Source organism: Nonomuraea sp. NPDC059194 (assembly GCF_042754765.1).
Taxonomy (GTDB): domain Bacteria; phylum Actinomycetota; class Actinomycetes; order Streptosporangiales; family Streptosporangiaceae; genus Nonomuraea.
Genome location: NZ_JBHZBH010000001.1, coordinates 133080 through 148058, shown reverse-complemented (window position 1 = coordinate 148058; position 14979 = coordinate 133080). Strand labels below are relative to the sequence as shown.

11 protein-coding genes are annotated in these 14979 nt (G+C 71.7%); 5 read left to right on the top strand and 6 right to left on the bottom strand.

Annotated features, from left to right (window positions below; all coding sequences use genetic code 11):
* Positions 1-420 carry an NADPH-dependent FMN reductase gene (locus ACFXJ8_RS00715; protein WP_379641683.1) on the bottom strand — a complete coding sequence of 140 codons (420 nt, stop codon included), beginning with the start codon at positions 418-420 and terminating at the stop codon, positions 1-3.
* Between the two features lie 65 nt (positions 421-485).
* Here ACFXJ8_RS00715 and ACFXJ8_RS00710 point away from each other — a divergent pair, with 65 nt between their 5' ends.
* Positions 486-3917: a BTAD domain-containing putative transcriptional regulator gene (locus tag ACFXJ8_RS00710; RefSeq protein ID WP_379641682.1), complete on the top strand. Its 3432-nt coding sequence runs from the start codon at positions 486-488 to the stop codon at positions 3915-3917.
* Between the two features lie 143 nt (positions 3918-4060).
* Here the strand turns inward: ACFXJ8_RS00710 and ACFXJ8_RS00705 are convergent, their stop codons facing one another.
* From ACFXJ8_RS00705 to ACFXJ8_RS00695, 3 genes are all read right to left on the bottom strand, one after another.
* Positions 4061-5005, bottom strand: a complete 945-nt coding sequence (locus ACFXJ8_RS00705; protein ID WP_379641681.1) for an NYN domain-containing protein — start codon at positions 5003-5005, stop codon at positions 4061-4063.
* A gap of 105 nt (positions 5006-5110) precedes the next feature.
* On the bottom strand, positions 5111-5311 hold the full coding sequence (locus ACFXJ8_RS00700; RefSeq protein WP_379641680.1) for an acyl-CoA carboxylase subunit epsilon: 201 nt from the start codon (positions 5309-5311) through the stop codon (positions 5111-5113).
* Complete coding sequence (locus ACFXJ8_RS00695) at positions 5308-6906, bottom strand: acyl-CoA carboxylase subunit beta (RefSeq protein WP_379641679.1); 1599 nt, start codon at positions 6904-6906, stop codon at positions 5308-5310. The genes ACFXJ8_RS00700 and ACFXJ8_RS00695 overlap by 4 nt, the downstream gene beginning before the upstream one ends.
* Before the next feature lie 85 nt (positions 6907-6991).
* Here ACFXJ8_RS00695 and ACFXJ8_RS00690 point away from each other — a divergent pair, with 85 nt between their 5' ends.
* The 4 genes from ACFXJ8_RS00690 (at position 6992) to ACFXJ8_RS00675 (ending at position 12414) form a co-directional block, all read left to right on the top strand.
* Positions 6992-7762, top strand: a complete 771-nt coding sequence (locus tag ACFXJ8_RS00690) for an ABC transporter ATP-binding protein (RefSeq protein WP_379641678.1) — start codon at positions 6992-6994, stop codon at positions 7760-7762.
* Entirely contained in the window at positions 7738-9297 is a 1560-nt protein-coding gene (locus tag ACFXJ8_RS00685; protein WP_379641677.1) for a hypothetical protein, read from the top strand. The genes ACFXJ8_RS00690 and ACFXJ8_RS00685 overlap by 25 nt, the downstream gene beginning before the upstream one ends.
* A gap of 64 nt (positions 9298-9361) precedes the next feature.
* A complete protein-coding gene (locus ACFXJ8_RS00680; RefSeq protein ID WP_379641676.1) occupies positions 9362-11986 on the top strand; it encodes a phosphoenolpyruvate carboxylase in 2625 nt (874 codons plus the stop codon).
* Positions 11983-12414, top strand: a complete 432-nt coding sequence (locus ACFXJ8_RS00675) for a GNAT family N-acetyltransferase (RefSeq protein WP_379641675.1) — start codon at positions 11983-11985, stop codon at positions 12412-12414. The genes ACFXJ8_RS00680 and ACFXJ8_RS00675 overlap by 4 nt, the downstream gene beginning before the upstream one ends.
* 19 nt (positions 12415-12433) lie before the next feature.
* Here ACFXJ8_RS00675 and ACFXJ8_RS00670 read toward each other — a convergent pair whose 3' ends face one another.
* Together ACFXJ8_RS00670 and ACFXJ8_RS00665 are read right to left on the bottom strand one after the other, a co-directional pair.
* Positions 12434-13576 (bottom strand): DUF418 domain-containing protein, encoded by a 1143-nt coding sequence (locus tag ACFXJ8_RS00670; protein WP_379641674.1) that lies wholly within the window; start codon positions 13574-13576, stop codon positions 12434-12436.
* Between the two features lie 196 nt (positions 13577-13772).
* Positions 13773-14885, bottom strand: coding sequence for an epoxide hydrolase family protein (locus ACFXJ8_RS00665; protein WP_379641673.1), 1113 nt, complete (start codon positions 14883-14885; stop codon positions 13773-13775).
* Positions 14886-14979: the final 94 nt, after the last annotated feature.

Here is a 14979-nt window from a genome sequence, read left to right as displayed (position 1 = left end):
TCATTTCTCTTTCTTCAGAAGGGACAACACGCGATCGGCCGAGCCACGCCGGCCGTACCTGATGACCTCCGCGACGGTCGTCGCGAAGAAGGGCCGCAGCCGGGCGACGGCGTCATCGTCGTCACCGAGCCCGGCGAAGGCAGCGGGCCTGGTCCGCCACTGCGGCGCGTACCAGTCGGCCAGCGAGTCGGGGAAGCACGCGGGACGCACCACCACGAACGCGTCGGCCGCGGCCAGCCACGGCCGCAGGTCGTGGACGGCGGGCGGCGTCGGCACCTCGGACGAGCACACCTCCGGCAGCCCCGCCGCTTCGAGGTCGAGCAGGTCGACCTCCAAACCGTGGGGGCAGGCGATATGCCACAGCCAGTCGGCCACCTTCAGGCCGTCGGCCCCGCCGCCGATGATGAACGCGAGTCGCATGTCCCACACCTTGCGGGGGAGGACTCCAGAAACTCTTCGGACCGGCTTTGGGTACTCTGTGCCGCATGCGTTTCGGGGTGCTCGGTCCGCTGGCCGTATGGACGTCAGAGAGCAGGCCGGTCAGGATCCCCGAGGTGAAGGTCCGCGCCCTGCTGGCCGAGCTGATCGTGTCGGCGGGCCGGGTGGTGCCCGCCGACCGGCTGATCGACCACCTGTGGGGCGAGAGCCTGCCCGTCAACCCCTCGGCGTCGCTGCAGACCAGGGTCTCCCAGCTGCGCAGGGTGCTGGAGGACGCCGAGGAGGGGGCGCGGCGGCTGGTGGTCTCGCGCGCGCCCGGCTATCTGCTCGACGTCCCGTCCGACGCCGTCGACACCGGCCGGTTCCACGCGCTGCTCGACCAGTCCCGTACGGCAGGCACCCCGCGCGCCCGCGCCGACCTGCTGGGCGACGCGCTCGCGCTGTGGCGGGGCCCGGCGCTGATCGAGTTCGCCGACGAGGAGTTCGCCGCGCCGGAGATCGCCAGGCTGGACGAGCTGCGCCTGACGGCCATGGAGGAGCGGGCCGAGGCCAGGCTGGAGCTGGGCGAGCACGCCGTGCTGGCGGGCGAACTCGGCGACCTGGTGGCCCGCCATCCCTTGCGGGAGCGCCTGCGCGCCGCCCACCTGCGCGCCCTCTACCGGTCAGGACGGCAGAGCGAGGCGCTGGACGGCTTCCGCGACCTGCGCGAGCGCCTCGCCGACGAGCTGGGCGTCGACCCGAGCCGCGAGCTGGCCGCGCTCCACGAGGCGATGCTCAGGCAGGACCCGTCGCTGGACGCCGCGCCCGCCGCCCCACCGCCCACCAACCTGCCCGCCCCGATGAGCGATCTCGTCGGCCGCGACGAGGCACTCGCGGAGGTGACGGCCCTGCTCGACGCGAGCCGCCTGGTGACGCTGACGGGGCCGGGAGGCGTCGGCAAGACGAGCCTCGCGCTGGAGGTGGCACGGCGGCAGGCCGGGTCCTTCGCCGACGGCGCCTGGCTGATCGAGCTCGGCCCCCTGCCCGCACCCACGACAGCGAAGGCGTCAGGCTCGCCACCCGCGTCCCCGGCGGCGGAGGCGTCAGGCTCGCCGCCCGCGCTCACCGCGGCGGAGGCGTCAGGCTCGCCGCCCGCGCCCACCGCGGCGGAGGCATCCGGCTCCATGACTGCGCTCACCGCGGCGGAGGCGCCCAGTCCGCTGCCCGCGCCCACGACACCGGAGGGGCCAGGCTCGCTGCCCGAGCTCACCACTGCGGAGGCGTCCGGCTCGCGTCAGGTCGAGGAGGCGGTGGCCGCCGTGCTCGGCGTCCGCGACGAGAGCGGCACGCTCAGCCTGGCCGAGTCGCTGCGCGGCAAGCACGTGCTGCTCGTCCTCGACAACTGCGAGCACGTGCTCGGCCACGTCGCCGAGGTGGCGGCGGCCCTGCTGCGAGCCGTTCCCGAGCTGCGGATCGTGGCCACCAGCAGGCGGCCGCTCGGCGTCGCGGGGGAGCGGCTGTGGCAGGTACCGCCGCTGGCCACGCCCAGCGCGGTGCGGCTGTTCGAGGCGCGGGCGATGGCGCGGACGCCGGGCTTCGCCGTCGACGAGGGCAACGAGAAGGCGATCGCGGCCATCTGCGAGCGGCTGGACGGGATCCCGCTGGCGCTGGAGCTGGCGGCCACCAGGGTGCGCGCGCTCGGCGTCCACGAGCTGGCCGCCCGCCTGGGCGTGTCCGCGCCAGGGGAGGACGGCGCGGCCCCGACGACTCTCGACGGGTTCAAGGTGCTGGCCGAGGGCGGGAACGACGCGCCCGCCAGGCAGCGGACGTTGCGCGCGGTCATCGACTGGAGCTGGGAGCTGCTGGGCGAGGCCGAGCGGGCGGTGCTGCGCAGGCTGGCCGTCCACGCGGGCGGCTGCACGCTGCGCGCCGCCGAGGCCGTCGGCGGTGGCGAGGGGCTGGACGTCGTGGACCTGGTGGCAGGGCTGGTCGACCACTCGCTGGTCACCGTCTCGTCCGGGGCCGAACCGCGGTACCAGCTCCTGGAGTCGGTGGCCGCCTACTGCCGCGAACGGCTGGCCGAGGCGGGCGAGCTGGAGGAGATCGAGCGGCGGCATCTGCGCCACTACACCGACCTGGCCGTCTCCGCCGAGCCGTACCTGAGGGGGCCCGAGCAGCGGGAGTGGCTGGCCAGGCTGGACGCGGAGAGCGCCAACCTGCGCCTGGCCCTCGACGCCGCGGTACGGCACGGCGGCGCGCCCCGCCTGGCCACCGCCCTGGCCTGGTACTGGGTGCTGCGCGGCCGGCTGGGCGAGGGCCGCAGGCAGCTGACGGCGGCGGTGGCGGCGGGTGGGCCCGACGACGAGGTGGGCACGGCCCGGGTCTGGCTGAGCGCGTTCACGTTGCGCATGGGCGAGGTGCTGAACGGCGCGCCCGGCGAGCAGCCGGGCGACCTCCACGGGCAGGCGAGCGAACAGCCGGGCGACCTCGATGGGCTGGCCAGGCGGGCCAGGGCGGAGTGGTTCCTGGCGCTGAGCAGGCTCGGCGTGGGCGACGCCAAGCAGGCCGAGGACGAGCTCGAACGCATCCTGGAGCTGTTTCGCGCCATCGGCGACGAGTGGGGCGTGGCGGCGGCGCTCGGCACCCGCTCCAGGCAGGCGCTCGTGCGCGGTGACCTGCGGGCGATGGAGGCGGACGGCAGGCGGAGCATGGCCATGTTCACCGCGCTCGGCGACCGGTGGGGCCAGCTGCACAACACGCTGACGCTGGGCGCGCACGCCGAGTTCGTCGGCGACTACCCGCGCGCGGCGAGCACGCACAGGGACGGCCTGCGCATCGCCGAGGAGCTCGGCCTGTGGAGCGAGGTCGCCGACAAGCTGTCGGAGCTCGGCCGGATCGCGCTGCTGGAGGGCGAGCATGCCAGGGCCGACGAGCTGCACGAGCGGGCCGCGCGCCTGGCCAGGGAGCAGGGCTACACGCTCGGGGAGGAGTACGCCGGGATCGGCCTGGCCCTCAGCGCCCGCCGCCAGGGCAGGCTGGAGGCGGCGGAGGCGCACCTGCGCGTCTGGCTGGAGTGGAACCGCCAGTTGGGCGCGCCCATCGCCATGGCGCTGATCCTGGCCGAGCTCGGCTTCGTCGCCGAGCTGCGCGGCGACGCCGACTCGGCGCTCGACCTGCACCGGCAGGGGCTGGCCGCGGCGCGGGAGAGCGGCAGCTCGCGCAGCGTCGCCCTCGCCTACGAGGGGCTGGCGGGCGCGCACGCGGCGCAGGGTCGCGCCGCCGAGGCCGCGCGCCTGCTCGGCGCCGCCGCCGCGATCAGGGAGTCGGAGGGCGCGCCGCTCCCGCCCGCCGAGCGCGGCGACGTCGACCGGATCACCGCCGCCGCGGTGGCAGCACTCGGCCAGGAGCGCTTCCAGACCGAGTTCGACACCTCACACGCCAGGCTTCCCGAGGCGCTGACGGGCGAGCACGACCTCGTCGCCCGCGGCGCGAACGCCTGAGCGCGCCACCGAGCACGACCTCGTCACCCGGGGACGCGAAGGCCTGAGTGCGTCACCGAGCACGAGCTCGTCGCCCGGGGGCGCGAAGGCCTGAGCGCGTCACCCACGCCAGCGCGTCACCCGCGCTGCCCTCTCACAGGCCCCTACTTCGAGGAGACCCCCACGCCCAGGTCGAACTCGCGGTAGACGCGCGCCCAGAACCCGTCGCGCAGCCACACCCGCGCCTCGGGGTAGGGCCGCAGCGAGTGGCCGAGCTCCTTCTCCGCCTCGATGAGCAGCTCGGTGTCGATGACCGTCGGCAGGATCGGCCCAGGCAGCAGGTCTCTGATGTTGTCGCGGCCGCGGGTGAGTATCCACTTCTGCGCCACGTGCTCGCCGACGTCCTCCACCCTGGGCCTGGACGGCCCGAGCTTGGCCACCGGGCCCGGCTTGACGTGCGGCTTCGGCACCGCCGTACGGCCGGCGAAGACCTGCGCGGGCGACGGGGCCGTGACCGGCGGCACCACCGCCACGGGCTGCGGCGCACGGCTGAAAAACGGCCTCAGGAACTCAGCGGAGATCACTTCGACGGTGTCGGACTCCCACACCAGGCGCTCGGCCTGGTTGGTGCCGTACGGCGGCTCGACGCCCCACAGGTGGATCCGCACGCCGTAGGCCTGGGCGGCCTCGACCGCGGGCACCATGTCCTCATCGCCCGCCAGCAGGATCGTGTCGGTCACGGCGTGGTGCCTGGCCAGCGCCTCGAGGTCGCTCCTGATCTGGGCGTCCACGCCCTTCTGCTGGCCACGCGCGTTCAGGTTGCCAAGCCGTACCTTGACCCAGGGGAGCTGGGCGATGACCCGCTGGTCCACGGTGGGCACGCGGTCACGGGCGGCGTCATACCAATAGATCCGCAGGAGTTCGCCGGAAATGCGTTGCTCAGCATGCTTCTGCAAGGATTGGATGAGCTCATCGGCGGCAACCCGGTATTCCTTGCGCTCCTTGGCGCCGAGCAGTACTTCACCTGCCGCGGCATAGAGATAACCGACGTCCACAAGGACGGCGTACTTCGCCGCGACAGGGTGCGGCGTGAGGTCTGGGATGGCCATGTCGTCCTCCAGGCCGCGGTGCTCGTTGATCGGCTGACTATATACGCCTACTTTTCTAGATAGTCCCAACTCCCGGCGAACTTGACACCCGATTCTCAGGATCCTCTAGGGCAAGGCGCTGTTTTGCCACGCCGACTTCCCAGGTACGAGAGGTTTACGCATGGCTCTGGCCGGGTTTCGCCATGTTTCGCGTGTCGACTTCGCCGGACGATCAGGTTCGGCGTGTCGCGAGGCGAGAACCGCCACCAGAGCGGCGATCTCCTCGTCGGTCGCGTTACCGCGAATAATGCGCAGATGAGGGGTCATAGCGGGATGTTTCCATGCTTCTTCGGGGGCAGCGACGCCCGCTTGTTCCGCAGCGCGCGCAGCGCCCTGACGACCTGAACCCGGGTATCGGACGGCCGGATCACGGCGTCGACGTACCCGCGCTCGGCGGCGAGGAACGGATTGGCCAGAGTGTCCTCGTACTCGGTGACCAGCTTGGCCCGCTCGGCGTCGGGGTCGTCGGCCCCGGCCAGCTCGCGCCGGTAGAGGATGTTGACCGCGCCCTGGGCGCCCATGACCGCGATCTGCGCGGTCGGCCAGGCCAGGTTGATGTCCGCGCCGAGGTGCTTGGAGCCCATGACGTCGTAGGCGCCGCCGTAGGCCTTGCGGGTGATGACCGTGACCAGCGGAACGGTGGCCTCGGCGTAGGCGTACAGCAGCTTGGCGCCGCGCCTGATGATTCCGTTCCATTCCTGGTCGGTGCCGGGCAGGAATCCCGGGACATCCACAAATGTCAACACTGGGATATTGAAAGCATCACAAGTCCGTACGAATCTTGCGGCCTTTTCGGAGGCGGCAATATCGAGCGTCCCGGCGAAACTCATCGGCTGGTTGGCCACGATCCCCACCGAGTGTCCCTCGACCCTGCCGAAACCCACCACGATGTTCGGCGCGAACTTGGCGTGGACCTCGAGGAACTCGCCGTCGTCGAGCACGTGCTCGATCACGGTGTGCATGTCGTAGGGCTGGTTGGCCGAGTCGGGGATGAGCGTGTCGAGCTCGCGGTCCTCGTCGGTGACGGCCAGGTAGGCGTCGGCGTCGTAGACCGGCGCCTCGTCCAGGTTGTTGGACGGCAGGTAGGACAGCAGCGCCCTGGCCAGGTCGAGGCAGTCGGCCTCGTCGGCGGCCTCGAAGTGCGCGACACCCGACTTGGAGTTGTGCGTGTGGGCGCCGCCGAGCTCCTCGAAGCTCACCTCCTCACCGGTAACCGTCTTGATCACGTCGGGCCCGGTGATGAACATGTGCGACTTCTCCTGAACCATCAGGATGAAGTCGGTCAGGGCGGGGGAGTAGACGGCACCGCCCGCGCACGGCCCCATGACCAGCGAGATCTGCGGGACCACGCCCGAGGCGTGCACGTTGCGCTTGAAGATCTCGGCGAACAGGCCGAGCGCGACCACGCCCTCCTGGATCCTGGCCCCGCCGCCGTCGTTGATGCCGACGATCGGGCAGCCGACCTTGAGCGCGTGGTCCATGACCTTGACGATCTTCTCGCCGTAGACCTCGCCGAGCGAGCCGCCGAAGACGGTGAAGTCCTGGCTGTAGACGGCGACGGGACGGCCGTCCACGGTGCCGTGGCCGGTGACCACGCCGTCGCCGTAGGGCCGGTTGGCCTCGATCCCGAAGGCCGTGGCGCGGTGCCTGGCGAACTCGTCGAACTCGACGAACGACCCCTCATCGAGGAAGGCCGCCAGCCGCTCGCGCGCGGTCATCTTGCCCTTGGCGTGCTGCTTCTCCACGGCGCGGGCCGAGCCGGCGTGCACCGCCTCGTCCTGCCGCCGCTCGAAGTCGGCGAGCTTGCCCGCGGTGGTGTGGATGTCGATCTCTGGCGGCTCGGACGGCAGTGCTGCACTCATGTCCGCAAGACTAGTCGTGGGACGAAGGGGTCCCTAGCGGTCCCGGCCGCGCGCAAGATTGCCCAAAGGCACCAGACTGGTCCTCATGACGGAGGCAGTGCAAACAGAGGGCCTGTTCAAGCGGTTCGGCCAGCAGGTGGCGGTGGCGGGGGTGAACTTCACCGTGCCCGCCGGCAGCTTCGCGGGCCTGGTCGGCCCCAACGGCGCGGGCAAGACGACCACGCTCAGCATGATCACCGGCCTGCTGCGACCCGACGGCGGCCTCGCCCGGATCGGCGGCGTCGACGTGTGGCGCGACCCGGTCCAGGTCAAGGCCCGCATCGGGGTGCTGCCCGAGGGCCTGCGGCTGTTCGAGCGGCTGTCGGGCCGCGAACTGCTCCACTACAACGGCCGCCTGCGCGGCATCCCCAAGGCCGACGTCGAGCAGCGCGCCGAGGAACTGCTGCGCGTCATGGACCTGGTGGGCTCGGCCGACAAGCTCGTCGTCGACTACTCCACCGGCATGCGCAAGAAGATCGGCCTGGCCGCCGCGCTGCTCCACAACCCGTCCGTGCTCTTCCTCGACGAGCCCTTCGAGGGCGTCGACCCCGTCAGCGCCAACACCCTCACCGAGGTGCTGCGCCGCTACACCGCCTCCGGCTCCACCGTCATCTTCTCCAGCCACGTCATGGACCTGGTCGAGCGGCTGTGCGACTGGGTGTCGGTGATGAGCGGCGGCCACATCGTCGCCCAGGGCCCGACCGACGAGGTCCGCGCGGGGCGCAGCCTCAACCAGGCCTTCCTCGACCTCGTCGGCGTACGGCACGGCGGAGAGGGAGAGGAGGGGCTGTCGTGGTTGGGCTCTTCGTCAAACTGAAGATCAGGCTGATCGCCGGAGGCATGCGCGGCGACACCCAGCGCATCCTCGGCTTCGCCTTCTCCCTGATCGCCGCGCTCGCCGTGGCGTTGGGCGGCTTCCTGCTGCTGGCGCTGCTCAGGGCGGCGCCACCGCAGGTCGCCGCCGACGTCGGCGTGATCGCCTACACCGGCCTGCTGGTCTGCTGGGCGACCGTGCCGCTGCTGGCCTTCGGCCTCGACGACACGCTCGACCCGTCCAGGCTCTCCCTCTTCCCGCTGCGCACGAGACAGCTGGCGACCGGCATGTTCGCCGCCGCCGTCACCGGCGTGTGGCCGACCGTCTCGCTCATCGTGACGGCCGGCGTGCTGGTAGGCCTCGCGCGAGGCGCGGGCGGCTTCCTGCTCGGCGTCGTCGCGGTGGCCCTGCAGTTCGCGCTCTGCATCGTCACCTCCAGGCTGATCACCACCGCGCTGTCGGGGCTGCTGCGCTCGCGCAGGGGCCGCGACCTGCTGGCCGTGGCCGTCATCGTCTTCGTGCTGCTGGCCCAGCTGCCCAACCTGATCATCAATCGCGGTCTGACCGGCGACCCGCTCGCGATGCTCCACAGCCTCGCTTCCGTGCTGCGCTGGACGCCGTCCGGCTGGGCCGCCCACGCCATCGCCGACGGCGGGCTGACCGGCGCGCTCGAACTGGCCGCGCTCGCCCTGCTCGTCCTGGCGCTCGGCTGGCTGTGGATCAAGGCGCTCGGCCGTGCCCTCGTCACGCCCGACGCCTCCACCCAGGCCGCCTCGGTGCGCAGGTCGAGCGGTCTGCTCGACCGCCTCCTGCCCGACGGCCGGGTCGCCGCGGTGGTGTCGAAGGAGCTGAAGTACGCCAGGCGCGACCCGCGCGGTCGCATCGGCTGGTTCGCCTCCCTGGCGGTGACGGGCGTGCTGGCCTTCTCCATCAACGGGGACGGCTCGGCTGGCGGCGCCGCCGCCGCGATCGGCCCCGCCTGCGTCGGCGCGCTGATGATCGGCATGCAGCAGTGCAACACCTTCGGCATCGACGGCCGCTCCCTGTGGATGAACGCCGTCGTCTACGGCGACAGCCGTGACCTGCGCTCCGACCTGGCGGGGCGGCACCTGGCGGTGGCGATCATCGCGGTCCCGGTCCTGGTGGTGCTCGGCGTGATCGGCGGACTGTTCGCCGGCAGCCTCGCATGGGTGCTGCCCGCCGTGCTGACGGCGTGGGGCGTGCTCGGCGTCGGGCTCGGCGTCGGCGCGGTGACCAGCGTGCTGGTGCCGTACACGGTGCCGGACCGGCTCAACGCCTTCACCGGCGCGGCGCCTGGACAGGGCGGGGTGGCCTTCGTCGCCTCCTTCGGCGCGGTGATCGCCACCGCCGTGCTGGCGCTGCCCGTCGCACTGCCGGTCCTTCTCGGGGTCGGCTGGATGAGCGTGGTGGCGCTGCCGTACGGCCTCACGATGGCATGGGCGGGCAGGCTGCTGGCGGGCAGGGTGGGCGCCTCGCGCATGCCCGAGCTGGTCGCCGCCGTCTCCAGGCCCACGTAATGGTCTAGTCCATTTGGTGAGACCGGTCTCCAGTCATGCGAGACGAGTAGATATCGTGCGAGACATGATTGACCAGGCCATCCCGCGCCACAGTGCCGTCAGCGAGATGCCCGACGAGCTCCGCCGCGACGTGCGGCTGCTCGGCGAGCTGCTGGGCCAGGTGATCGCCGAACAGGGCGGTCCCGGGCTCCTGGAGGACGTCGAACGCCTGCGCAAAGCGGTCATCGGCGCGCGCCGCGGCGAGGTGTCGCACGAACAGGTCGAGGAGATGGTGGGGGAGTGGGAGATCGAGCGGGCGGTGCAGATCGCCCGGGCGTTCACCTGCTACTTCCACCTGGCCAACCTGGCCGAGGAGCACTACCGCATCCGCACCCTGCGCGAGCGCGACGCGGGCGACGCCGTCCAGCGCGAGTCGCTGGCCTCCGCCGTCGAGGAGCTCGGCAGGGAACGCGTCGCCGAACTGGTCGACGGGCTCGAACTGCACCCGGTGCTGACCGCGCACCCCACCGAGGCGCGCAGGCGCGCGATCGTCACCGCGATCCAGCGCGTCAGCGGCCAGCTGACCGAGTACAACCTGCCGGGCCGCGGCTCGTCCGAGCGGGCCGAGAGCAGGCGCAGGCTGCTGGAGGAGATCGACCTCCTCTGGCGTACGGCCCAGCTGCGCAACACCAAGCTCGACCCGCTCGACGAGGTCCGCACCGCGATGGCCGCCTTCGACGAGACGCTCTTCCGCGTGGTGCCGCAGGTCTACCGCTCGCTCGACGCCGCACTCGGCGAGGGCACCGGCACCCGCCCCCCGCTGGCCAGGCCGTTCATCCGCTACGGGTCTTGGATCGGCGGCGACCGCGACGGCAACCCCAACGTCACCGCCAAGGTCACCCGCGAGGCCGTCCTCATCCAGGCCGAGCACGTGCTGGCCGCGCTGGAGACCGCCACCACCCGCATCGCCCGCACGCTCACCGCGGCCGCCCAGATCACACCGCCGTCCGCAGACCTGCGCAAGGAGCTGGCCGCCGCCCAGGACGCCCACCCCGACCTGGTCTCCGAGCTGGCCACCCGCTCGCCGGGCGAGCCGCACCGGCAGTGGCTGCTGTTCGTCGCCGCCCGCATCGGCGCCACCCACCGGCGCGACCTCGACCTGGCCTACCGCGCGCCGTCCGACCTGCTGGCCGACCTGCGCCTGGCGCAGGAGTCGCTGGCCGGGGCGGGCGCCGCCCGGCAGGCCTACGGCGAGCTGCAGCACCTCATCTGGCAGGTGGAGACGTTCGGCTTCCACCTGGCCGAGCTGGAGGTGCGCCAGCACTCCCAGGTGCACGCCGCGGCGCTGGAGGAGCTGCGCGCGGGCCGGACACCGTCGGAGCGGACCGAGGAGGTCCTGGCCACGATCAGGGTGATCGCCTGGATCCAGGAGCGCTTCGGCGTCACCGCCTGCTCCCGCTACGTCGTGTCCTTCACCCGCAGCGCCGACGACATCGCCGCCGTCCACGAGCTGGCCTTCCACGCGCTCGGCGAGCGCGCGCCCGTCCTCGACGTGGTGCCGCTGTTCGAGTCGGGCCAGGACCTCGACAACTCGGCCGACGTGCTCGCCGGCATGCTCGAACTGCCCCAGGTGCGGCGCCGCCTGGCCGGCAACGACCGCCGCATGGAGGTCATGCTCGGCTACTCCGACTCCGCCAAGGAGCTCGGCCCCGCGGCGGCGACGATGAAGCTGTACGAGGCGCAGGAGCGGATGACCGCCTGGGCGCTGGCCAACGACGTCAAGCTCAGGCTCTTCCACGGCCGCGGCGGCGCGCTCGGCCGCGGCGGCGGGCCCGCCAACAGGGCGGTCCTCGCCCAGGCGCCCGGCTCGGTCGCCGGCCGGTTCAAGGTGACCGAGCAGGGCGAGGTCATCTTCGCCCGCTACGGCCACCAGGCCATCGCCCGCCGCCACATGGAGCAGGTGGCCAACGCGGTGCTGCTCGCCTCCTCCCCGGTCGTCGGCGAGCGCACGGCGGCCGCCGCCGCCCGCTTCCGCGGCCTGGCCTCGCAGGTGGCCGCCGCCTCCGAGCGGGCCTACCGCGGGCTCACCGAGGCACCCGGCTTCCCCGAGTGGTTCGCGCTGGTCAGCCCGCTGGAGGAGATCGGCTCGCTGCGTCTCGGCTCCAGGCCCGCGCGGCGCGGGCTCGGCGCCCCGCGCTCCCTCGACGACCTGCGCGCCATCCCGTGGGTGTTCGCGTGGGCGCAGACGCGGGTCAACCTGCCCGGCTGGTACGGCCTGGGCAGCGGCCTGGCCGCCGTCGAGGACCTCGACGAGCTGCAGGCGGCCTACAAGGAGTGGCCGCTGTTCGCCTCGCTGCTCGACAACGTCGAGATGTCGCTGGCCAAGACCGACAGGTCCATCGCCGCCCGCTACCTCGCCCTCGGCGGCCGGCCCGACTTCGAGGCGCAGGTGCTGGAGGAGTACGACAGGACCAGGCGGCTCGTGCTGACGGTGACCGGCCACTCCAGGCTGTTGGAGAACAGAAAGGTGCTCTCGCGGGCCGTCCAGCTCCGCGACCCCTACGTGGACGCCCTGTCCCACCTGCAGCTTCGGGCGCTCACCGCGCTGCGGACCACCGAGGACCTGACCGAGAACGAACGCGAACGCCTGTCGACGCTGCTGCTGCTGTCGGTGAACGGCGTCGCCGCGGGATTGCAGAACACCGGATGATCAGACCAGCTCACCCCGACGACCTGTCCACCGTCGAGAAGATCGTCGCTGACGCGTACCAGCCGTGGGCGGAGGTCATCGGCATCCGCCCCAAGCCGATGGACGACGACTACGCCGCACACCTGGCCGCCGGGCACATCTTCGTACTCGACGACCTGCGCGGGCTGATCGTGCTGGTGCCCGAGGACGGCGTTCTGTACGTGGACAACGTGGCGGTCCGGCCCGACCAGCACGGCCAGGGCCTGGGCAGGCGGCTGCTCGCCTTCGCCGAGGCGCGGGCGGCCGAGCTGGGCCTGCCCGCGCTGCGGCTCATCACCAACGCCAAGATGACCCCCAACATCGCGCTCTACCAGCGGCTCGGCTACACCGTCACCACGGTGGAGCCGATCGGCGGGCGCGAGGTGGTCTTCATGCGCAAGGAGCTGTAGCTCGGTCCGCGCGGCCTGGTCACCTCAGGTTCGTCAGGCCGCGCAGGGCGTACTCGACGGGGCCGTAACGGTGGCTCCTCAGCCACCACGCGCTCAACGCCGCCAGCACCGCGTAGATCGCCACGGCCACGCCCATCACCGCGATCGGCGCGAGCTTGCCGCCGAGCGCCAGGCCGTACCCGGTGAAGACCAGGCACATCAGCACCGACTGGCCGATGTAGTTGGACGCGGCCACCCGGCCGGGGCTGGACAGCACCGAGCCGACCGCGGGAAAACGCCTGACCAGCTGGAGCAGCGTGACGACGTAGGCGGCCGACAGCAGCAGCGAGGTGACGTCGTTGACCGCGAGGCCGACCAGCTGCCAGGCGCCCGAGGCGGTGTTCGACCAGGTGAAGAACACCGCGGCGGGCAGGCCGAGGCCGAAGCCGAGCACCTGGATGTGCGGCACGAGATGCGCCCAGCGCTCGCGCTCCTCGAACAGGCGCGACTTGCCCGCCGCCATCCCGAACAGGAACAGCGCCATCGCCATCGGACCCTGCCCGAGCCAGACGAACATGGCGAGCATCGGGTAGGTCTCGACCTGGTAGGTGAGGAAGTCCAGCGGGCTCCCGGTGACCAGCGCCTCCGCCCTGGCGACGGCCGCGTGGTCGACGGCGGCGGCCGTACCCGCGGCGGGGTCGAGCAGGGTCAGCCCGGCCAGCGCCAGCCAGACCACCGTCAGCACCCCGATGATCACCGAGCCGGTGATGACGGCGGTCCGCGGGCGGACGTTGCGCATCGCCAGCAGGATCAGGCCGAGGGCGGCGTAGAGGGTGAGGATGTCGCCGATCCACAGCAGGAAGCCCTGTGCCACGCCCAGCGCGAACAGCCCGAGACAGCGGCGCAGCATCCGCCCCTTGACCTTGTCGCCCCACGAGCGCATCTGCAGCGTGAAGGAGTAGCCGAACAGGAACGAGAAGATCACGTAGAACTTCGTGAGGACCAGGGTGCTGACGAGGAAGGCGACGGGGCCCTCGGTGATCGGCATCGCGCCGTTGCCCGCCGCGTAGCCGGGGTCGGCGAAGAAGCCGATGTTCGCCACCAGGATCCCGGCGAGGGCGAAGCCGCGGACGGCGTCTATCTCGTGGATGCGGCTGGTCGGGGGAGCCAGGGTCTGCGTCATGACCTCGACGCTAGAGATCGTCCACGCCCCGCACATCGAACCTCGGACGCTTACGCATCCGACCAAAGTCGCTTTCGCGCTCGTTCTCTGGACCGGTCTCGCAGGCCCAGGACCCCGGGAAGACGGAGGACCCCGGGCACCGTCGGCCGGTGCCCGGGGTCTCGAAGGACCGGTGCCCGGGGTCTCGAAGGAAAGGTCAGAGGGCGGCGAAGAACGCCCGCACGTCCTCGACGAACGCCTCGGGCTGCTCAAGCGGCAGGAAGTTCCCGCCCCGCTCCAGCTCGGTCCACCGCACCACAGGGGCGTCCCGCTCGGCGAACCTGCGGATCGTGATGTCGGTGCCCTTCGCCAGCGCCACCCCCGTCGGGACGGTGCTGCGCTCCTTCGGCCCCCACGCGGCAGGGTCGTGCGCGTTCTCGTAGTACAGGTTCGCCGACGAGCCCGCCGTTCCCGTGAACCAGTACACGCTGACGTTGGTCAGCAGGTTGTCCAGCCCGACCGCGTCCTCGGGCAGCTCAGCCGCCGGGTCCGTCCACTCCTTGAACTTCTCGACGATCCAGGCGAGCTGCCCCACCGGCGAGTCGTGCAGCCCGTAGGCCACGGTCTGCGGCCTGGTCGACTGCTGGACGTTGAAGCCCATCATGTCGTCGCGGAAGTGCTGCAGCCTGGCCAGCCGCTCCTCCTCATCCTTCGTCAGCCCCGCGAAGTCCTGCGCGTCGCCGCTGGGGAAGGTGACGTACCCGTTGACGTGGGCGCCGATCACGTGCTGGGGGGCCTGGCGCCCCATCTCGATCGCGTACCATGCACCGCCACCCTGGCCCTGCACGCCGTACCTGTCGTAGCCGAGCCGGTCCATCAGCTCGACGAACGCGGTCGCGATCTTGCCGGTGCTCCAGCCTGGGGCGCTCAGCGGTCCCGAGAAGCCGACACCCGGGGCGTTGGCCGCGACCACGTGGAAGTCGCGCGACAGCTCCTCGATCACCTCGGCGAACACCGTGAACGAGGCGGGCCAGTCGTGCAGGAGCAGCAGCGGCGTGGCGTCGGGGTTGGCCGAGCGGACGTGCGCGAAGTGGAAGCTCTGTCCATCGATCTCGGTGGTGAACTGCGGGAAGGCGTTCAGCCGCGCCTCCTGCGCCCGCCAGTCGAAGCCATCGGCCCAGTAGGCGGCCAGCTGCTTGAGATAGTCGACGGGTACTCCGCGGCTCCAGCCCTGGCCGGGGATCTCCCCGCTCCATCGGGTACGGCGCAGCCGCTCGCGCAGGTCGTCGACGTCGGCCTGGGGGATCTCGATGCGGAAGGGGTGAATCATCTCAAGTCCTTTCATCGCTATGCAGAAGCGGAACGGCTTGTTCTGTTCCAGACTATCAGAACGGAACACTTCATTCCATAATTAGTCAAAGAAA